Source organism: Paractinoplanes ferrugineus (assembly GCF_016862195.1).
Classification (GTDB): domain Bacteria; phylum Actinomycetota; class Actinomycetes; order Mycobacteriales; family Micromonosporaceae; genus Actinoplanes; species Actinoplanes ferrugineus.
This window is the reverse complement of sequence record NZ_BOMM01000052.1, coordinates 17,692-37,444: the sequence shown is the minus strand read 5'-3', so window position 1 is coordinate 37,444 and position 19,753 is coordinate 17,692. Positions and strand designations below refer to the sequence as shown.

20 protein-coding genes and 1 pseudogene are annotated in these 19,753 nt (G+C 70.1%); 9 read left to right on the top strand and 12 right to left on the bottom strand.

Going from position 1 to position 19,753, the window contains the following annotated elements; all coding sequences use genetic code 11:
- Positions 1-70 precede the first annotated feature (70 nt).
- Positions 71-754 carry an enoyl-CoA hydratase-related protein gene (locus Afe05nite_RS29615; protein ID WP_203820529.1) on the top strand — a complete coding sequence of 228 codons (684 nt, stop codon included), beginning with the start codon at positions 71-73 and terminating at the stop codon, positions 752-754.
- Between the two features lie 16 nt (positions 755-770).
- Here the strand turns inward: Afe05nite_RS29615 and Afe05nite_RS29610 are convergent, their stop codons facing one another.
- On the bottom strand, positions 771-1,367 hold the full coding sequence (locus tag Afe05nite_RS29610) for a TetR/AcrR family transcriptional regulator (protein WP_203820528.1): 597 nt from the start codon (positions 1,365-1,367) through the stop codon (positions 771-773).
- A gap of 83 nt (positions 1,368-1,450) precedes the next feature.
- On the opposite strand from Afe05nite_RS29610, the gene Afe05nite_RS29605 reads away from it, so the two are divergent.
- Positions 1,451-2,395, top strand: a complete 945-nt coding sequence (locus Afe05nite_RS29605) for an NADP-dependent oxidoreductase (RefSeq protein ID WP_203820527.1) — start codon at positions 1,451-1,453, stop codon at positions 2,393-2,395.
- Here the strand turns inward: Afe05nite_RS29605 and Afe05nite_RS29600 are convergent.
- The 7 genes and pseudogenes from Afe05nite_RS29600 to ald form a co-directional block, all read right to left on the bottom strand.
- On the bottom strand, positions 2,375-3,175 hold the full coding sequence (locus Afe05nite_RS29600) for a pseudouridine synthase (protein ID WP_203820526.1): 801 nt from the start codon (positions 3,173-3,175) through the stop codon (positions 2,375-2,377). The two genes, Afe05nite_RS29605 and Afe05nite_RS29600, sit on opposite strands and share 21 nt — an antisense overlap.
- The gene (scpB, locus tag Afe05nite_RS44110; RefSeq protein WP_438869148.1) at positions 3,144-4,199 is read right to left on the bottom strand and encodes an SMC-Scp complex subunit ScpB; all 1,056 of its coding nucleotides are present in this window, start codon (positions 4,197-4,199) and stop codon (positions 3,144-3,146) included. The genes Afe05nite_RS29600 and scpB overlap by 32 nt, the downstream gene beginning before the upstream one ends.
- Before the next feature lie 1,319 nt (positions 4,200-5,518).
- Positions 5,519-6,457 (bottom strand): annotated as a pseudogene (locus Afe05nite_RS29590) (segregation and condensation protein A); the annotation flags it as partial.
- Between the two features lie 99 nt (positions 6,458-6,556).
- Positions 6,557-7,225, bottom strand: coding sequence for a zinc metalloprotease (locus Afe05nite_RS29585; protein ID WP_203820524.1), 669 nt, complete (start codon positions 7,223-7,225; stop codon positions 6,557-6,559).
- Positions 7,226-7,229: 4 nt separating this feature from the next.
- Positions 7,230-8,162: a ParA family protein gene (locus tag Afe05nite_RS29580; RefSeq protein ID WP_203820523.1), complete on the bottom strand. Its 933-nt coding sequence runs from the start codon at positions 8,160-8,162 to the stop codon at positions 7,230-7,232.
- A 120-nt stretch (positions 8,163-8,282) separates the two neighbouring features.
- A complete protein-coding gene (locus Afe05nite_RS29575; protein ID WP_307835660.1) occupies positions 8,283-9,185 on the bottom strand; it encodes a site-specific tyrosine recombinase XerD in 903 nt (300 codons plus the stop codon).
- On the bottom strand, positions 9,182-10,297 hold the full coding sequence (gene ald, locus Afe05nite_RS29570; protein WP_203820522.1) for an alanine dehydrogenase: 1,116 nt from the start codon (positions 10,295-10,297) through the stop codon (positions 9,182-9,184). The genes Afe05nite_RS29575 and ald overlap by 4 nt, the downstream gene beginning before the upstream one ends.
- 145 nt (positions 10,298-10,442) lie before the next feature.
- On the opposite strand from ald, the gene Afe05nite_RS29565 reads away from it, so the two are divergent.
- Together Afe05nite_RS29565 and Afe05nite_RS29560 are read left to right on the top strand one after the other, a co-directional pair.
- Positions 10,443-11,225, top strand: a complete 783-nt coding sequence (locus Afe05nite_RS29565) for an SAM-dependent methyltransferase (protein ID WP_203820521.1) — start codon at positions 10,443-10,445, stop codon at positions 11,223-11,225.
- A 25-nt stretch (positions 11,226-11,250) separates the two neighbouring features.
- Entirely contained in the window at positions 11,251-12,060 is an 810-nt protein-coding gene (locus Afe05nite_RS29560) for an SAM-dependent methyltransferase (RefSeq protein WP_203820520.1), read from the top strand.
- Here Afe05nite_RS29560 and Afe05nite_RS29555 read toward each other — a convergent pair.
- Entirely contained in the window at positions 12,037-12,288 is a 252-nt protein-coding gene (locus Afe05nite_RS29555; protein WP_203820519.1) for a hypothetical protein, read from the bottom strand. The two genes, Afe05nite_RS29560 and Afe05nite_RS29555, sit on opposite strands and share 24 nt — an antisense overlap.
- A 100-nt stretch (positions 12,289-12,388) precedes the next feature.
- Here Afe05nite_RS29555 and Afe05nite_RS29550 point away from each other — a divergent pair, with 100 nt between their 5' ends.
- From Afe05nite_RS29550 to Afe05nite_RS29535, 4 genes are all read left to right on the top strand, one after another.
- A complete protein-coding gene (locus Afe05nite_RS29550; protein WP_239118284.1) occupies positions 12,389-12,922 on the top strand; it encodes a DUF4240 domain-containing protein in 534 nt (177 codons plus the stop codon).
- Positions 12,923-13,020: 98 nt separating this feature from the next.
- Entirely contained in the window at positions 13,021-13,488 is a 468-nt protein-coding gene (locus Afe05nite_RS29545; protein WP_203820517.1) for a nuclear transport factor 2 family protein, read from the top strand.
- 53 nt (positions 13,489-13,541) lie between these two features.
- Positions 13,542-14,147 carry a TetR/AcrR family transcriptional regulator gene (locus tag Afe05nite_RS29540; RefSeq protein WP_203820516.1) on the top strand — a complete coding sequence of 202 codons (606 nt, stop codon included), beginning with the start codon at positions 13,542-13,544 and terminating at the stop codon, positions 14,145-14,147.
- A 159-nt stretch (positions 14,148-14,306) separates the two neighbouring features.
- On the top strand, positions 14,307-15,827 hold the full coding sequence (locus Afe05nite_RS29535) for a M28 family metallopeptidase (RefSeq protein ID WP_203820515.1): 1,521 nt from the start codon (positions 14,307-14,309) through the stop codon (positions 15,825-15,827).
- Positions 15,828-15,902: 75 nt separating this feature from the next.
- Here the strand turns inward: Afe05nite_RS29535 and Afe05nite_RS29530 are convergent, their stop codons facing one another.
- On the bottom strand, positions 15,903-16,664 hold the full coding sequence (locus Afe05nite_RS29530; protein ID WP_203820692.1) for a DeoR/GlpR family DNA-binding transcription regulator: 762 nt from the start codon (positions 16,662-16,664) through the stop codon (positions 15,903-15,905).
- A 59-nt stretch (positions 16,665-16,723) separates the two neighbouring features.
- Here Afe05nite_RS29530 and Afe05nite_RS29525 point away from each other — a divergent pair, with 59 nt between their 5' ends.
- Entirely contained in the window at positions 16,724-17,392 is a 669-nt protein-coding gene (locus Afe05nite_RS29525; RefSeq protein WP_203820514.1) for an NUDIX domain-containing protein, read from the top strand.
- A gap of 5 nt (positions 17,393-17,397) precedes the next feature.
- Here the strand turns inward: Afe05nite_RS29525 and Afe05nite_RS29520 are convergent, their stop codons facing one another.
- Positions 17,398-17,979, bottom strand: a complete 582-nt coding sequence (locus Afe05nite_RS29520; RefSeq protein WP_239118283.1) for an NUDIX domain-containing protein — start codon at positions 17,977-17,979, stop codon at positions 17,398-17,400.
- Positions 17,976-19,658, bottom strand: coding sequence for a CTP synthase (gene pyrG / locus Afe05nite_RS29515; protein WP_203820513.1), 1,683 nt, complete (start codon positions 19,656-19,658; stop codon positions 17,976-17,978). Before pyrG ends, Afe05nite_RS29520 begins: the two co-directional genes overlap by 4 nt.
- Positions 19,659-19,753 lie beyond the last annotated feature (95 nt).

Sequence of the window (19,753 nt, the reverse complement as noted above, 5' to 3'; positions counted from 1 at the left end):
TATTGTGCCCGTCGCTCCGCGCATCGACGAACTAGGGTATGTTACCGACCAGTAACCCGGAGGAGCCGCCATGCCCACGCTCGACCGCCACGACGCCGTCTTCATCCTCGATCTGGGCGACACCGAGAACCGCTTCCACCCCGACTGGATCGACGAGGTCAACGCCCGGCTCGACGAGGTCGAGAAGGGTGCGAGCGCGCTGGTCACCACCGCGTCCGGAAAGATCTGGTCCAACGGGCTCGACCTGGAATGGCTGATCGAGCACCCGGAACAATTCCCGGCGTACACCGCAAGCGTGCACAATCTGTTCGCGCGCTACCTGAGCCTGCCGATGATCACGGTCGCGGCTCTTCAAGGTCATACCTTCGCGGCGGGCGCCATGCTCTCGCTCTGCCACGACTTCCGCATCATGCGCGCCGACCGAGGCTTCTGGTGCCTGCCCGAGGCCGACATCAACATCCCGTTCTCGGTGGGCATGGGCGCGCTGATCCAGTCGCGGCTGACGCCACAAACGGCACATCAGGCAATGGTGACGGCCCGGCGATTCGGCGGCCTTGACGCGTACGCGAATCAGATCGTCGATGAAGCCGTGCCCGAGCCCGAGGTGCGCGTCCGGGCGATCGCCCTCGCCGAGGCCAACGTCCCCAAAGCCGGCCCGACGATCAAGACCATCAAGACGCGGATGTACGCCGATGTCCTCGCCGCCCTGGCGCAGGAGGCGGCCAATCCGAAAGCCGGACTCGAGCGCCCCTAGACCGCCTCGACCGACTTCAGACAGCCTCGACCGGCGACGGTGGCCCGAGCGGATGAGCTCCCTCGGGCCGCAACCCGTCGATCACCATGGCCAGATAGCGCCGCCACAGATCCGGGGCGGCGCCCGGCACGAAACTGACCACGTGCGCCGGGACACACATCATCAGGATCACGTCGAGACCGGTCACGTCGGCGCGCACCGCGCCGGCCGCCTGCGCCCGCTCGACCAGCGCGATGATCGTCAGGTAGAGCCGCTCCCGGGCCTCGCGGAGCTGGTCGTTGATGTCGCCGGAGTCGCGCAGGAACGAGAAGTCGAGCTGCTGCTGCCGCCCCGCCGCCTCGGCCAGGAAGTCGAACAGCGCCTGGCCCGCGTCGTCGGCCGAGGCGAGCGAGAACGCCAGCGCGGTCAGCGATTCGACCCGGTCCAGCACGATCGCGGCCAGTAGATCGTCTTTCGTCGGGAAGTGCCGGAACACCGTGCCCTTGCCGACCCCGGCGCGCCGGGCGATGTCCGCGATCGACGCGTTCATCCCGGCCGCCGCGAACTCCTCGGCGGCCGCCGCCAGCAGGAGCACTCGGTTGCGGGCGGCGTCGGAGCGCAGAGGACGTGTCACCACGGCACATTAACAAGTTGACCGCCCGGTCCGCTTAGCCATAAGGTGACCACACGGTCCGCTTAGGTGAGGAGCAGCACCCCATGCGAGCAGTGACGGTCCACCAATATGGTCCACCCGAGAGCCTGACGCTCGACGACATTCCCGAGCCGCACGCCGGTCCCGGCCAGATCCAGGTCCGCGTCGCCGCCGCCTCGATCAACCCCCTCGACCTGCGCCTGCCGCGGGGCGACTTCCCACAGCTCCCGGTCACTTTCCCGCACGTGCCGGGCAACGACTTCGCCGGCACGGTCACCGAGGTGGGCGAGGGCGTCACGGCGTTCGAGATCGGCGATCAGATCTTCGGCCACGCCGTCCCCCATGCACTGCGGGCGATGGCGTCGAAAGATCGGCCGTCCCTGACCAGCGGCACTCTTGCCGAATACGCGGTGTTCGAGGCCGACACCCCGTTCCTCACCCACCGTCCCGCCGGGCTGAGCGTCGAGCAGGCCGCCGCCCTGCCCACCGTGGGCGTCACCGCGGTCGCCCTGCTGAAAGCCGCGAAGATCCAGCCGCATGAGACGGTCCTGGTGGTCGGCGCCAGCGGCGGCGTGGGCACCACCGTGCTGCCGCTGCTGGCCGAGGCGGCCAAGGCGGTGATCGCAACCGCGAAGCCGGAGGATGTGGAGCTGCTGCGCGAGCTGGGCGCCACCACGACCGTCGCCTACGGCGAATATCCGGCGAAAGTGGACGTCGCGCTCAATCTGGTGCTGCCCAGCGACGAGCTGACCGACGTCGCCGACGCCCTCGCACCGGGCGGCCGACTCTTGACGATCACGTTTCCCGTGCCGCAGCCCGGCTTCATCGACCGCGACGACGTGTCGTTCGAGCTGGTGCTGGACATCGACGGCACGATCGCCGGCATGAAGGACGTGGTCGACCTCACCGCGACGATCGGCCGGCGCTACCCGTTCGAGCAGGCCGGCCAGGCGATCGCCGACTTCGCGAACCGCCACACGAGGGGAAAGTCAGTCGTCCTCTTCGAGTGAGCCCTCGTCCGAGGAGGAGCTGTCCGAGGATTCGGCCGCCTTGAACAACGCCGCGATCTCCGCGTTGGACAGATGGCGGAAGCCACCCGGGCGCAGGTCACCGAGCCGGATCGGCCCCATCGACGTGCGGACCAGCCGGGAGACCGGGTGACCGACGGCCTCCATCATGCGGCGCACGATGTGCTTGCGCCCCTCGTGCAGCGTCAGCTCCACCTGCGCGGTCTTGCCGAGCGCACCGACCAGCTTGAACGCGTCGACACGCGCCGGCCCGTCCTCCAGGTCGACGCCCGACAGCAGCCGCCGTCCGACGTTGCGGGCGAGTGGCCCGTTGATGACCTCGGCCAGGTAGGTCTTGGAGATGCCGTACCGCGGGTGGGTCAGCTTGTTCGTCAGGTCGCCGTCGTTGGTGAGGAGCAGCAGCCCTTCACTGTCGGCGTCGAGCCGGCCGACGTGGTGCAGCCGCTGCGGGAACTGCGCCAGGAAGTCGGCGAGCTCACTGCGCCCCTTCTCGTCGTCGAGTGACGACACGACCCCACGCGGCTTGTTCAGCGCGATGTAGGCCAGCTTCGTGTCCGTGATCACCCGCTGCCCGTCCACCCGGATCTCGACGCTTGCGGGGTCGACCTTGTCGCCGAGCTTGGCGACCTTTCCGTTGACGGTGACCCGCCGGCGGAAGATCAGGTCTTCGCACGCACGGCGGGAACCCACACCGGCGGCAGCCAGCACTTTCTGGAGGCGTTCGGCGGTGTCAGCCTGGGGCATCGAGTACTTCTTCCACATCGTCGGGCAGGAACGGGGCAAGCGGTGGCAGCTGGTCAACCGAGTTGAGTCCGAGCTTCTCGAGGAAGAGGTCGGTGGTCCGGTACAGATATGCCCCGGTTTCACCCTCGACGCCGCATTCCTCGATCAGACCGCGCGTAGCAAGGGTACGCATGACCCCATCGCAGTTGACGCCCCGGATAGCCGAGATCCGCGACCGCGTCACCGGCTGCTTGTAAGCGACCACCGCCAGAGTCTCGAGCGCCGCCTGCGTCAGCCGCACCGACTGACCGTCGAGCACGAACCGCTCGACGTAGGCCGCATACTCCGGCCGCGTGTACAACCGCCACCCACCGGCCGCCCGCCGCAGATCGAACCCGTGCCCCGCCCCGGTGTAGCGAGCCGAGATGTTCTCCAGCAGCGCCCCCACCCGCTCCGTCGGCTGCTCGAGGATCTGCGCCAGCTGCATCTCCGCCACCGGCTCATCGACCACGAGCAAAATCGCCTCGAGCGCCGCGGCCAATTCCGCCTCATCGGTCAGGTCCGGCAGATCAACGACTTCCGCATTTCCAGCCGTACGCTCGGCAACTCCCCCGACCGCAACGTCCCCGCCCCGCCGACGCCGCCCCTGCTCCGGCACCGCCGCCCCGGCCAACGCCCGTCCCGCCTCTTGACCCGCGCCCGCCGCCGGCTGAGTGGTGAGCTGAGCTCCGCCCACTCCCCCACCGCCGGCCGCCTCTCCGCCGCTCCCCGCCAAGCCACCAACCGACACCGCGTCGCCCTCGTCGCCCGCCGTCGCCGGGCCATGCCCCACCGAGGCCGCGGCGGGGCCGTCGTCGCCGTCCGCCGGGGCCGGGTCACCGCCGCCGCTGTCCGTCGCGGCGGGGTCGTCTTCCTCGGACGAGGCTCCCTCGTCGGCCGCCGTGGTCGGGTCGTCTTCGTCGGCGGCGGCGGCGCTGTCGTCGTCCGCGGCCGGGTCGTCGCTTACCGGAATGTCGACGTCTTCGTCATCACTGACGTCGTCGTCGGCAGCGGCGTCGAACATGCTGCCCGCATCGTCGCCGTCGGGCAGAAGCGGCGCGTCGGCCGGCACCCCGTCGAGGTCGTCGTCCGCGTTCTCGGCGGCATACTCGATCGCTCCGGGCAGATCGATGTCGGGCCCGAGCTCGGCCTCGGCCGGCACCGGGTCGTCGATGTCGGCGTCGACCGGAGCATCGACGCTGACCGGCGGCTCGTCACCCAGCGCGCCTTCCTCGAGGTCGTCATCCGACGCCGGCCCGGAGCCGCCGCCCTCGTTGTATCCGGGCGGGTTCGCCCCCTCGAACGCCTCGTCGAAGTCGTCATCGTCGTCGGAGAGACCGGCTTCCGACAGCTCCTCATCATCGGCGGCCCCGGAATCGCCGCCGGCCTCAACCCCATGCGCCTCAGACCCGTGCACCTCAGACCCGTGCACCTCAGCCCGAGGCGCCTCTGCCCCACGCCCCTCGGCCCGGCGCGCCTCAGCTTCGGGCGCCTCAGCCGGAGCCACGGCCACCTGGTGCGCCTCAGCCTGAGGCGACTCGGGGTCGGGCGACTCGGGGTCGGGCGACTCGGGGTCGGGGTCGCCGCGGCGGGCTTCGGCCTCGGCGGCGGCCTGGTAGGCGCGGTCGGGCGGTCGCTGCTGGCGCTCCCAGGGCGGCACCCAGGCGGCGGCCTGGGCTTCGAGCGACTCAGGACGCTCGTCGTTGCTCACGATTGTTCCTCCACCGCGGTCGAAGCCGCGTCGTTTTGTCGCCCGTCAACATCACGGCGGGACCCGGCCGAGTCAAATCTGCCCGCTGGAATCTCCCCCGAGTCGGACACGATCACACCCGGTGTGCCCATCCGGCGATCCTCTGAACCGCCGCTGTCCCCCGCTTTGGCCGCCCAACCGCCGCTGTCCGACATGTCCGGCTCGGTGGACTCGCGGAGCGGGCTCTCGTCGGTGAGGGCGGGGAATTCCGCGCCCGCCTCGCCGGGCAGCTCACTGTCGGTCGCGCCGATATCCGCGGGGCCGGCGAAGTCGCCCACCGACGGCTCGCGTGTTCCCGGGCCGGGAAGTTCGCCGACGCCGGCCGTCTCATCCGAGAAATACGATTCGTCCCGGTCGGCGGAGGCCACTTCGGTCGGCGGGGCTGTTCCCTCATCACCGATGACGGATCCGGCCGCCTCACCCGACGCCTCGTCGTCATCGACCGTGGCTCCGACCAACGCCTCGCCATCGCCGCCGCCGTCAACGTCGACGTCGAAACCAGCACCGCCGGATAGTTCGTCGTCGTCATCGAAGTCGGCGGTATCGAGAGCGTCGCCCGGCAGCGGCTCGGCGGCGGTGTCGGGTTCGGGCTTCGAACCTTCGTAGTCGTCGATGTCGAGGTCGGCCTCGGCCGCCTCGCCGCCGATCCAGCGGACGGTCATCTCCTCCAGGGAGACCGGCTGTTCGAAGTCGATCAGGCCCTCCCGGTAGAGCTCCAGCAGCGCCAGGAAGCGGGCGACGACTTCGAGGGTGCTCTCGCAGTCGGCGATCAGCAGGGAGAACGTGGCACTGCCGGCGCGACGCAGGCGGTCGCGGAGCAGTTGGGCGTGTTCGCGGACGCTCACCCGCACCTGGTGGATGTGGGCGACGGAGACCTGGGGCGGGCCCGGTTTGGGGAGGAACTGTTTGAGCGCCAGCTTGAACAGTCGGTCGACCCCGATGCCGAGCACCAGGTCGGGCAGGGCCTCGGCGTAGCGGGGCTCCATGGACACGGCGCGGGGGTAGCGCTTGGCGCCCGTACCCTCCAGGTCGGCGATGAAAGCCGCCGCCTCCTTGAAGGCCTTGTATTGCAGGAGCCGGGAGAAAAGCAGGTCGCGCGCTTCGAGCAGGGCCAGGTCTTCCTCGTCCTCGACCTCGGCGGACGGGAGCAGGCGGGCCGCTTTGAGGTCGAGCAGGGTGGCGGCGACCAGGAGGAACTCGCTGGTCTCGTCGAGGTCCCAGTCGTCGCCCATGGCACGGATGTAGGCGATGAAGTCGTCGGTCACCTGGTGGAGGGCGACTTCGGTGACGTCGAGCTTGTGTTTGCCGATCAGTTGGAGCAGCAGGTCGAACGGGCCGGTGAAGTTGTCCAGCCGCACCAGGAACTTGCCCGAGTCGTCCGGAGCGGCCGATTCGTCGGGAACGGCCGAGTCGTTTGGAACAGCCGAGTCGTCTGCAACAGCCGAGTCGTCCGGAACGGCCGCATTGTCCGGGGCGGACTCGACGGGGAGATCGGCGACAGGCTCTTCAGGCACCTGCTGACCGTAGTCCACCGGCTCGACAAGCTGTTCGAGGCTCACATCGGCACCAACGCGCCAAGATCACGTGGGTGACGGAAGACCGACACCGAAGACCGGCGGAGGGCCGGCGGGTCAGCCCCACACGCGGACGAAGACCAGTCCGAGGGCGTTGACGATGCGCAACAGGAAGGGGTAGCCGAAGGGGAACAGGCTGCAGATCAGCAGGATCAGCACGCCGACGTTCTTCTCCTCGAACCACAGCCGCATCCACTGCATGCTCGGCCCGGGGCGGCGCAGCGCGTGGTAAAGGATGCCGAAGCCGTCGAGGGGCGGGATCGGGATGAGGGCGAGCAGGCCGAAGCTGACCAGGCCGGCGGCCAGGGACAGCAGCACGACCTCGGTGAACGGGCCGGACAGGCCGCCGAGGATCTCGCCGGGGCCGATCAGCGACAGGATGTTGTCGGGGTAAAGCACTTTGTAGACCGCGAACAGCAGCTCGCCGAGGATGACGCAGCTCAGCGGACCGGCGGCGAACACGGCGGCGGCCCGGCCACGGCCGCGCCATCTCGGGACCTCGTCGACGGAGATCATTTTGCCCCAGCCCATGCCGCCGAGGGCGGCGCCGACGGCACCGAACGGGTCGATGTCGTCGCGGGGGTTGGGCATGATGCCTTCCTTGCGGTCGGCGAGGCCCAGGCTACGGGCGGTCAACCGGACGGCGACGGCGCGCACGGTCAGGCCGAGGAGGAAGGAGACGACCAGTGCGGCGAACGCCACCGGTGTGCCGAGAGCGAAGAGCAACCGATCAGCCGCGTTCGACCTTGGCAGCGATGACCTCGCGGGCCAGCTGGCGGTAGTTGCGGGCGCCGGAGGAGGCCGGGTCGAGCGAGGTGATCGGGGCGCCGGCCACCGTGGACTCGGGGAACTTGACCGTCTTGGTGATGACGGTCTGGTAGACCTTGTCGCCGAACGCCTCGACCACGCGCTGCAGCACCTGGCGGCAGTGGGTGGTGCGGGAGTCGTACATGGTGGCGAGGATGCCTTCGAGCTCGAGGTCGAAGTTGAGCCGCTCGCGCACCTTGTCGATGGTGTCGAGCAGCAGCGCCACGCCGCGGAGCGAGAAGAACTCGCACTCGAGCGGGATGAGCACGCCGTGCGCGATGGTCAGCGCGTTGATCGCCAGCAGGCCCAGCGAGGGCTGGCAGTCGATCAGGATGAAGTCGTATTCCTTGCGGACCGAGCGCAGCGCGCGGGCGAGCGCCATCTCCCGGGCGACCTCGTTGACCAGCTGGATCTCGGCGGCCGACAGGTCGATGTTGGCGGGCAGCAGGTGCAGGCCGGCCACATCGGTCTTGATGATGACGTCCTCGGTGGCCACGTCGTCCTGCATCAGCAGGTTGTAGACGCTCAGGTCGAGGTTGTGCGGGTTGACGCCGAGGCCGACCGAGCAGGCGCCCTGCGGGTCGAAGTCGACGAGCAGGACCTTGCGGCCGTATTCGGCGAGCGCGGCACCCAGGTTGATGGTGGACGTCGTCTTGCCGACGCCACCTTTCTGGTTGGCGAGCGCGATGATCCGCGCCGGGCCGTGCCGGTCGGTCGGCATGGGCTCGGGGATCGGGCGGCGCATGGTGTAGGCCGTCGGGTCGGCCGGGCCGAGGTCAGCGCCGAGATCGAACGAACTCTGCTGCTCCCGCAGCGCGGAGGTCCAGGCCTCTGCCCGGGAATCGTTGCTCGACATCGCCTTGACCCCCTTCCGGCTCGCGACTCGCACGCCGGAGCCGATGCCCGACTGTACGCCACGCGCGCCGCCCGTTCGGGGTGCCTCTCCGGCGTGTCGCCATCTATGGGTGCGCAGCGTCTAACGAGCGCGCGGGTGTGCGGTCGCGTACACCTCACGGAGTCGGTCCACCGTGACCAGCGTGTACACCTGCGTGGTGGTCACCGAGGCGTGACCGAGGAGCTCCTGCACGACGCGTACGTCGGCACCACCGTCGAGCAGATGGGTGGCATAGGAGTGGCGAAGGGTGTGCGGGCTCACCGCGTGCGGGCCGTCGACCGGCAGCCCCACGGTCCGGGCCGCTCGACGAAGGATGGTCCACGCGCTCTGCCGGGAGAGACCGCCGCCCCGGGCGTTGAGGAAGACCGCGGGCGAGCCTTTGCCGTTCGCGGCGAGCGCCGGTCTACCCCGTACCAGATAGGTGTCCAGCGCGGCTTTCGCGTAGTCACCCACCGGAACCAGTCGGGTGCGCCCGCCCTTGCCGTGCAGGATCGCGGTGGCCTCGTCACCGAGTTCGAGGTCGTCGATGGCCGCGCCGACCGCCTCGGAGATGCGCGCCCCGGTGCCGTAGAGGAATTCGAGCAGGGCCTTGTCGCGCATGCCGAGCGGGGTGTCGGCGGCGACCGCGAGCAGCCGGGTCACCTGGTCGACGTCGAGGGCTTTGGGCAGTCGTCGCGGTGGCGCCGGCGGTTTGATCTCGGCGGCGACGTCGACGGCGAGCAGCCCTTCGCGGGAGGCGAAGCGGTGCAGGCCGCGCACGGCGCTGATGGCACGGGCGGCACTCGCCGACGCCAGGCCCTCCTCGCGCAGGGTGGCGAGGTGGGCGGTGACGTCGGCGGCGCGGACGGCGGCGAGGTCGTCGGTGGGCAGGAACGCGGCGTAACGGTCGAGGTCGCGTCGGTAGGACTCGAGGGTGTGGCGCGACAGGCCCCGCTCGACCGCCAGGTGGTCGAGGTAGGTGTCGATGACTCGCTGAACGCTCAGCGCAGCACCTCGGCCAGGGGCCGGTGCGACATCCCGTGGGCCTCCGCGACCGGGCCGTAGGTGACGTCTCCGTCGTGCGTGTTCAGACCCAGGGCCAGCGCGGGGTCGGCCGCGAGGGCCTGGCGCCAGCCGAGATTCGCCAGTTCGAGGGCGTACGGCAGGGTCACGTTGGTCAGGGCGTAGGTGCTCGTGTGCGGGACCGCGCCGGGCATGTTGGCGACGCAGTAGAACATCGACTCGTGCACCTGGTAGACCGGGTCGGCGTGGGTGGTGGGTCGCGAGTCCTCGAAGCAACCGCCCTGGTCGATGGCGATGTCGACGAGCACACTGCCCGGTTTCATCCGGCCGACCAGCTCGTTGGAGATCAGGTTCGGTGCTTTCGCGCCGGGGACCAGCACGGCGCCGATGACGAGGTCGGCGTCGACGACGGCTTTCTCGATCTCGTACGCGTTGGAGGCGATGGTCTGCAGGTGTCCCCGGTAGTCGGCGTCGGCCGCGCGCAGCTTGGCGATGTTGCGGTCGAGCACGAGGACCTCGGCCTGCATGCCGAGCGCGATGGCGGCCGCGTTCATGCCGGAGACGCCGGCGCCGATGACGACGACCTTGGCGGCGTAGACCCCGGGGACGCCGCCCATCAGCACCCCGCGGCCGCCGCCCGAGCGCATCAGGTGGTGCGCGCCGGCCTGCGGGGCGAGCCGCCCGGCGACCTCGGACATCGGGGCGAGCAGCGGCAGGGAGCGGTCGGGCAGTTCGACCGTCTCGTAGGCGATGCCGGTGACCTTGCGGTCGAGCAGCGCGTCGGTGCACTCCTTGGACGCGGCGAGGTGCAGGTAGGTGAACAGCACCTGACCGGCTCGCATCCGCGGGTATTCCGCGGCGATCGGTTCCTTGACCTTGAGGATCAGGTCACCGGTCTGCCAGACGTCCTCGGCGTTCGGCAGGATCGTCGCACCCGCCGACGCGTAGTCACTGTCCGTGATCGACGATCCGGTGCCGGCACCGGCCTGGATGAAGACGTCGTGACCCGATCGGGTGAATTCGTAGACACCCGCGGGAGTGATGGCCACGCGGAACTCGTTGTTCTTGATCTCGCTCGGGATGCCGACCTTCACCGCCGGACACCGCCCTTCTCGACGCTGAGTGAGGCTCTCGGGCGAACATTACCCCGGCGCGGCCACGGCCAACGACCGTTTCGTCCGCTTTCGACGATCGATCTGTATCGCGGTACTAAATAGACCGTGCGGTAAGTTCCCCAGCATGCCCCCGGCTGATCTCAACACCGCGGTGCCGCACTCGGCCCGCATCTACGACTACCTGCTCGGTGGCAAGGACAACTTCGAGGCCGACCGGCGGGCCGCCGCCGCGATCGTCGAGTCGTCGCCGAGTCTGCCGATCTCCATGCGGGCGAACCGGCAGTACATGGCCCGGGTGGCCCACTACCTGGCGGCCGACCGGGGCATCCGCCAGTTCCTCGACATCGGCACCGGCCTGCCGACCTCCCCCAACCTGCACGAGGTGGTGCAGAAGGTCGACCCCGCCGCCCGGATCGTCTACGTCGACAACGACCCGATCGTGCTCGTGCACGCCCGCGCGCTGCTCACCTCGGCGCCGGAGGGCTCCACCTCGTACATCGACGCCGACCTGCGCGAGGTGCCGGCGATCCTGTCGTCGCCCGAGGTGACGCAGAACATCGACCCGGCGCGGCCGGTGTCGATCAGCCTGATCGCGGTGCTGCAGTTCATCCCCGACGAGGACGAGGCGCACCGCATCATCGACGGCCTGCTCGCCCCGTTCCCGGCCGGCAGCACCCTGGCCATCTCGACGGTGACCGCGCACAACCCGCAGGCCGTGGCGGCCGCCGCCGCCTACCGCGCGCGGGGCATCCCGGCCAAGGAACGCACCGACGCCGAGGTCACCCGCCTGTTCCGCGGCCTGGACCTCATCGACCCCGGCGTGGTGCTGGTCAATCGCTGGCGGCCGGACACCGAGGTCGACGACGAGCACGTGCAGATGTCCGGCGGCGTCGCGGTCAAAAGCTGACGGGTTCTCCACATAGGATGCCGGCATGACCGTGCCACCGGGCATCGATCCGAGCGTGCCCAACGCCGCCCGCATGTACGACTACTACCTCGGCGGCAAGGACAACTACGCCGTCGACCGGGCCGCCGCCGAGCAGGTGCTCGCGGTCGCTCCGGAGATGCGCGAGGCCGCCCGGCTCGGCCGGTCGCTGATCACGCGGGTGGTGCGGCACATGGTGGCCGAGCGCGGCATCAAACAGCTGATCGACATCGGATCGGGCCTGCCCACCGGGGAAAATGTGCACGACATCGCGCACGCGATCGACCCCTCGGTGCGCGTGGTCTACGTCGACAAGGACCCGGTGGTCTGCATCCACGGTCAGGCCCTGCTGGCCGGGGAGAACGTCGCCATGGTGCAGGGTGACGTGCGCGAACCGTACGCGATCCTGGCCGACCCCAGCGTGCGCCGGCTCCTCGACCCGGACGCCCCGGTCGGCATCCTGATGATGTTCCTGCTGCACCTGCTCGCGGACGACGACCAGCCGCACCGGATGGTGGCCGGCTACCGCAGGGCGGCCGCGCCCGGCAGCGTCCTGGCGATCTCGCACGCCGCCAACGACGCCCGGCCCGACCATCTGGGCCGCATCTCGGCGATCTACCAGCGGGCCAACTCGCCCTTCGTCCCGCGCGGCCGCGCGGACATCGCCGCCTTCTTCGGCGACTGGCCGCTGGAGGCGCCGGGCCTGGTCAACCTGTGGCCGTACACCGAGGCACCGGACGGCATCGACGCCGATCTGATCCGTCTCGGTTACGGCGGGGTGGCGGTCAAGCCGTCACTCGACGAGCCAGCGTCCTGACTGGTCCCGCCAGCCTTTCGCGAGCCGGCCGGCGGGAAACGGGCCGACCCGGCGGCGCGGCGGCAGCGTGGAGTCGAGCTCGACCATGTAGGACGACTGATTGTCGTTGTGCTGGACGGCGGCGATCCGGCCGTAGTGCTGAAAGTTCAAAATATAAGGATCTCGATCGTACGGCGGGAGCACCGTGACGAGGTCCCCTACCTTGTATCCCTCAGAGCGTGCGGCCACCTACAAAATGTAGGCCAGTGACGCCGGTCACGTAAGCAGCCTTTCGGGCGTCCTCCACTGTCGTGGCCGCGCAGTGCGTGCCGGCCGTTACGATGCGCGCGTGAAAGCCATCGCCGATGAGCCTGGGCGGGCGCCCACGGCAGCCGAGGAAGACTGGTTCTGGCAGCTGATCGAGGCCGCGTGGGAGCGGCTCGGCGAGGAGCCGGCGGCCCTGCGCCGGGAACTGCTGGCCCGCGATTACGAGGAGGAGGCCTCCTATGCCATCGAGGAGTGGCTGGACCCCTTTCTCGACGCGCTGCGGGACTCCTGCGAGGAGCTGTCGCGCACGCAGCTGACCGATCTGGACCGGGTGCTGGAACGCAAGCTCTACGACCTCGACCGCGAGGACATCCAGGAAGTCACCGACGGATCCGACGACGGATTCCTCTACTGCCGGGGGTTCATCGTGGCGCTCGGCCGGGCGTTCTACGAGGAAGTGCGGGCCGAACCGCGGGTGGCCATGGTCGACGCGGAGTGCGAGAGCATGTGTTACTTCTTCGCCGACCTGCACGCCAAACAGTTCGGCGACTATCCGAGGACCGGCTCGGGCATCAGCCGGGAGACGGCGTCGAATCCGGCCGGCTGGACCACCTGAGACACCCCCGCCACGGTCGCGGCACGGTCCTCTTGGTTTTCACGACAACCTGTCGTAATCTTTGCGACAGGTTGTCATATAACGAGGAGGGACCCCGCATGGACACGCATGCCGAACTCATCGAGCTGATGGGCCGCTACGCCGACATCGCCGACCTCAAGGAGTTCACCGAGCTGCCCGGCCGCACCTTCACCGACCCGCTGACCCTCGACTTCTCCTCGGTCGCCGACATCCCACCGATGACCATGCCGCTCGGCGACTACGTCGAGGTCCTCCGGGCGTCCTTCGCGCCCTACACCGCGACCCATCACGTGATCACCGGCCACGTCGTCACCATCGACGGCGAGCACGCCACGATCCACGCCCACGTCCGCGCCGAGCACTGGGTCCCGGGTGAGCTCGCGGCCGGCGGACCCGACCGCTGGCTGGTGGTCGGCTTCTACGACAACGAGGCGACCCGCACCCCCGACGGCTGGCGCCTGAGCCGGATCAAGCTCACCGCCTCGCACCAGGAGAACCCCCACCTGTCGGGGGTCGCCCTGGCCGCCGCCGCCCAGCCGCGGTAGCCCGGCCATCGCGCCGCTCCGCGGGCCGGCGGTGGTCGTGGGAGGATGATCGGATGCCGCGGATCCGGGGAACCAGCATCGACGAACACCACGAGATGGTGTGGGCCGCCCTCGCCGAGGCGATCCGCGAGCTGCTGCTGGAGCAGGACTTCGACGCGATCAACATGGGCCACATCGCGGCCCGCGCCGGGCTCGCCCGCAACACCCTCTACAACTATGCCGCCGACAAGACCGCGCTGGTCCTGGCCCTGACCCAGCGCGCGGGTGAACCGGCGGTGCAACGCGTGACGGCGATCGCCGCCCGCACCGCGGATCCGGCCGCCGACCGCCTGCGCGAGATCATCGCGACGGTCCTGGAGGCGTTCGAGGACCAGACTCTGCAGCTGATGTTCCGCCCCGGCTCCGGCTCCCCGGCCGGCGCCGCGAAGGCACCGGCCAACGCCTTCCACGCGATCGTCCTCGAGGTCGAGACGGTGGTCCGCGCCGGCCTCGCCACCGGCGAGTTCCACCGGGTCGACGACGTACAACTGACGGTGGAGCTGCTCAGTGGCGTGATGCGGGCGGGCGCCGAACGCATCGGCCGCGACCCGGCCGCCTTCCCGGACACGCTGCGGGCCGCCCAGCGGATGATCCTCGCCGCCCTGACCCCCGATCGGTGATCTTGCTCGGCACCCGGTGAGGTCGGCGCGCGGGAGAGCCGATGATGGCGGGGAGCCGGCCGTTACGGGAAAGCTATGAGTCGGCTGGGATGACTGCTTAGAAGTTGATCGATGTAACGATCGGCGGACGCTCCTTGTCCTAGCTCACGGAGGAACTTCGTGCGAGCACTTCCTGTAGCCGGCGTCGCCGCGCTCGTCGCCGGGCTGATCGCGGTGCCGTTGTCGTCGGCCGGGTCCGCCGCCCCACTGGCCGCGGCCCCGGACATCCCGGTCGCCAACGTCAAGGCGCACCTCACCCAACTGCAGAGCATCGCCACCGCCAACGGCGGCAACCGCGCCCACGGCCGGTCCGGTTACCTGGCCTCGGTCACCTACGTCAAGGGCCTGCTCGACGCGGCCGGCTTCACCACGCAGCAGCAGAGCTTCACCTACAACGGGGCCACCGGCTACAACCTGATCGCCGACTGGCCCGGCGGCGACACCGGCAACACGCTGATGATCGGCGGGCACCTCGACAGCGTCACCGCCGGGCCGGGCATCAACGACAACGGTTCCGGCTCGGCGGCCAACCTCGAGGTCGCGCTCGCCGTGGCGCGCTCCGGCTTCCAGCCCGCGCGGCACCTGCGGTTCGGCTGGTGGGGCGCCGAGGAGCTGGGCCTGCGCGGCTCGACCGCCTACGTCAACTCGCTGAGCTCGGCGCAGAAGGCGGCGATCGGCGGCTACCTGAACTTCGACATGGTCGGCTCCCCCAACCCCGGCTATTTCCTGTACGACGGTGACAACTCGGACAACACCGGGTCGGGGCCGGGGCCCACCGGTTCGGCCCAGATCGAGCAGACCCTCGCCGACTACTTCACCACCATCGGGGTGCCGACCCGGGGCACCGACTTCGACGGGCGCAGCGACTACGGCCCGTTCATCGCGGCGGGCATCCCGGCGGGCGGCATCTTCACCGGCGCCGAGGGCCGCAAGACCGCCGCCCAGGTGCAGCTCTGGGGCGGCACGGCCACGACTTTCGACCCCTGCTACCACGCCGGCTGCGACACGACGTCCAACATCAACGACACCGCCCTCGACCGCAATTCCGACGCCATCGCGTACGCGGTGTGGACGCTCGCCTCGACCGGTGGCAGCACCCCGCCGCCGACCGGGTCGACCGTGTGGTCGGACAACTTCGACACCGCGACCGGCTGGACGGCCGGGACCGCCGACACCGCGACGGCGGGCCGCTTCGAACGCGGGATCGCCGCCGCGACCAGCTCGAACGGCGTGACCACCCAGCTCGCCGCCGGCTCGAACGAGCTGGTGACGGGCGCCTCGGCGGGGTCGAGCGCGGGCGCCAACGACGTCGACGGCGGTCTCACCACGATCCGGTCGCCGTCGATCACCCTGCCGTCCGGCTCCGGCCTGACCCTGAGCTTCGCGTGGTACCTGGCCCACCTGAACAACGCGACGAGCGCCGACTACTTCCGCGTCCGGGTCGTCTCGGGCTCGACCTCCACCGCCGTCTTCACCCAGAACGCCGCCGCCACCGACAAGGCGGCCGCCTGGACGACCTCGACGGTCGACCTGTCCGGCTACGCCGGCCAGACCGTCCGCCTGGAGATCGGCGCCGCCGACACCGGCACCGCGTCGCTGATCGAGGCCGCCGTCGACAACGTCACCATCACCCGCGGCTGAGACAGCGTCGGCGCCCGGCGGACCACCCGCCGGGCGCCCACCGTCCCGGCCCGCGCCGGCCGAACGCGACGGAGCTCACGGGGCCGCTTCGAGGAGCTGGACGCCGAGCCCGCGCAGCCGGCCGAGTTCGGCGTGGTCGGCCGGTACGTCGGTGACGATGCCGGCCACTCGGGACAGCGGCAGCACCTCGAAGGGTGACGCCGCCCCGATCTTCTCGGCGCTGGCCAGCACGTAGGTCTCGGCGGCCCGGCCGGCCAGGGTCCGCTTCATCGCCGCCTCGTCGGGGTCGCCCGTGGTCAGGCCGGCCCGGTGGTGCACGCCGGTCACGCCGAGCAGGAAGACGTCGGCGGTGATCCGGGCGGCGGCCTCGGCCGTGGCGGCACCGCAGGTCACGACGGAGTGCCTGAACAGCCGGCCACCCAGGACGTAGACGTCGACGGTGGGATGCGAGACCAGGGCCGCGGCCACGGTCGGGCTGTGCGTGACGATCGTGGCCGCCAGGTCGGCGGGCAGCGCCGCGGCGACCGCGAGCGCCGTCGTGCCGCCGTCGAGGATCGCGGTGCCGCCGGGCGGGATCAGGGTCGCGGCCAGCGCCGCCACCCGGCCTTTGCTGTCGGCGGCCACCGTCGTCCGGGTCGCGTAGTCGGCCTCGGCGGGGGCGGCGGGCAGCGCACCCCCGTACACCCGTTGACAGAGACCGGCCGCCGCCATCTCCCGCAGGTCGCGCCGGATGTTGTCCTCGGCGACGCCGATCTCGGCGGCTATGTCCTTGGCCACCACCTTGCCCGCCGAACGCAGCCGGGTCAGGAGAAAATCGCGCCGCTCGGCCGCCAGCATCACGTGTTTCTCCTTGTTATTGTCGACTGTTACGCGTTTTGCAGTGTACGGTCCGAGCCATGACCACACCAGGGATCGACGTGCCGGATGCGCGCGGCCGGACCGGCCTCGACCAGGCCGGCCGGGACCTCACCGGCAACCCGGACGTCGTGATCCGCGACGTCGAGCTGCTCGCCACCGCCTGGCACGTGCTGCGCCGCACCACCTACGACTACCGCAACCGCGCCGGCCACTGGACGCGGGAGCAGCGCGAGACCTACGACCGGGGCGACGGCGCGACCATCCTGCTCTACGACCCGCAGCGGCGCACCGTGCTGCTGACCAGGCAGTTCCGCTATCCGGCCTATGTCAACGGCCATCCCGACGGGATGCTCGTCGAGGCTGCCGCCGGTCTGCTGGACGACGATGAACCGGCCGGCGCGATCCGCCGGGAGGCCGCCGAGGAGCTCGGCGTGACCGTCGGTGAGCTGCAGGAGGTCTTCAAGGTCTGGATGAGTCCGGGCTCGGTGACCGAGCGACTGCACTTCTACGCGGCGCCCTACTCCCCCGCCGACCGCAACGGGGCGGGCGGCGGGGTCGCGGCCGAGGGCGAGGACATCGAATCTCTCGAGCTGCCCTTCGACGAGGCGCTGAAGTGGATCGAGGACGGCCGCATCGCCGACGCCAAGACGATCATGCTGTTGCAGTGGGCCGCACTGCACGGCCCACTGCCGACACCGCCTCGCTGAACCGGTCAGACCGGGCGCAGCGTGGCCCAGCCCTCGTCCCGCGCCCGGGCGGCGGCGAACAGCCCGCCCACCGCGGCGGCGTTGGTGATCTCGCCCCGGAAGATCATCGCGACCGCCTCGTCCAGATCGAACCAGGCCAGCTCGATGTCGGCCTCCTCGTCGGTGCGGTGGTGCCGCTCCTCGTCGGGGACCGGGGTCAGCTCGCGGGCGAGGAACAGCCGGATGCTCTCGTCGGTGAAGCCGGGCGAGGTGTGCAGGTCGACGAGCAGGTCCCAGCGGCCGGCCCGCAGGTCGGCCTCCTCGGCCAGCTCCCGGGCCGCCCCGGCGACCAGCTCCTCGCCGGCGACGTCGCGCAGGCCGGCCGGCAGCTCCCACAGCCGGGCGCTCACCGCGTGCCGATATTGGCAGATCAACGCGACCCGGCCGACCTCGTCGAGAGCCACCACCCCGACCGCGCCCTTGGCCTGCACGACGTCGCGGGTGGCGGTGTGGCCGCCCGACATCGTCACCTTGTCGGTGAAGACCGAGAAGATCGGCCCGGCGTAGCGCTTGTCGTGCGCGACGGTCTCGTGCTCGAAGCCGGTCACGCCGGCTCCACCGGCAACTCGTCCGCGGCGGCGTACTCGACAGCGGCCTTGACCAGCCCGTCGAACAGCGGGTGCGGGCGAGTGGGCCGGCTCTTCAGCTCCGGGTGGGCCTGGGTGGCCACGAAGTACGGATGCACCGAGGGATCGAGCTCGATGAACTCGACCAGGCGCCCGTCCGGCGAGGTGCCCGAGAAGATCAGGCCGGCCTGCGCCAGCTTGTCCCGGTAGTCGTTGTTGACCTCGTAACGGTGGCGGTGCCGCTCGGAGATCTCGGTCACGTCGCCGTAGACGCCGGAGACGACCGACCCCTCGGTGAGCACCGCCGGGTAGGCCCCGAGCCGCATGGTGCCGCCCAGGTCACCCTTGCCGGCGACGATGTCCTCCTGGTCGGCCATCGTGGAGATGACCGGGTAGGGCGCGCGCTCGTCGAACTCCAGCGAGTTGGCCCCGGCGAGACCGGCCATGTTGCGGGCCGCGTCGATGGTCATGCACTGCAGACCGAGGCACAGGCCGAGGATCGGGATCTGGTGCTCACGCGCGTACCGCGAAGTGTTGACCTTGCCCTCGATGCCGCGCACACCGAACCCGCCGGGAATGACGATGCCGTCGACGCCCTTGAGGGCGGCGGCCGCACCGGCCGTGGTCTCGCAGTCGTCGCTCGGCACCCAGCGCAGCGCGATCTTGACGTTGTTGCCGAACCCGGCCGCCCGGATGGCCTCGGACACCGAGAGGTACGCGTCGGGCAGGTCCACATATTTGCCGACCAGCGCGATCGTGATGGTGCGCTTCGGGTGGTGCACCCGGTGCAGCAGGTCGTCCCACTGCGTCCAATTGACGTCACGGAACGACAGCCCGAGACGACGCACGACGTACGCGTCGAGGCCCTCGTCGTGCAACACCTTGGGGATGTCGTAGATGCTCGGCGCGTCGGGGCAGGCGATGACCGCCTCGCGGTCGACGTCGCAGTAGAGCGCGAGCTTGTGCTTGAGCTTCTCCGGGATCTCCCGGTCGCTGCGGCAGATCAGCGCGTCCGGCTGGATACCGATGTTGCGCAGGGCCGCCACCGAGTGCTGGGTCGGCTTGGTCTTCAGCTCGCCCGACGGCGCCAGGTAGGGCACCAGCGACACGTGCAGGTAGAAGACGTGATCGCGGCCGACCTCGTGACGCACCTGGCGGATCGCCTCGAGGAACGGCAGCGACTCCATGTCGCCGACCGTGCCGCCGACCTCGGTGATGACGACGTCGGGCACCCGGCCGTCCTCGTCGGCGTCGGCCATCGCGAAGATCCGGCTCTTGATCTCGTTGGTGATGTGCGGGATCACCTGGACGGTGTCGCCCAGGTATTCCCCGCGGCGCTCGCGCGCGATGACCGCCGAGTAGACCTGACCGGTCGTGACGTTCGCCTTGCCGGACAGCGACCGGTCGAGGAACCGCTCGTAGTGACCGACGTCCAGGTCGGTCTCCGCGCCGTCCTCGGTGACGAACACCTCGCCGTGCTGGAACGGGTTCATCGTGCCGGGATCGACGTTGAGATAGGGGTCGAGCTTCTGCATGACGACCCGCAGTCCGCGCGCGGTCAGAAGATTGCCGAGGCTGGAGGCGGTGAGGCCCTTGCCCAGCGAGGAGGCAACGCCCCCGGTGACGAAAATGTGCCGCGTGTCGCGCACTGATGAGGCCAACGCCCGCTCCCGTGGGTTGTCTGTGGTCGGACATGCAGACCGGGGTTTTGGGCCCCATCCACGGGAGTCCACCGTAACACCTGACAATGCGAGCT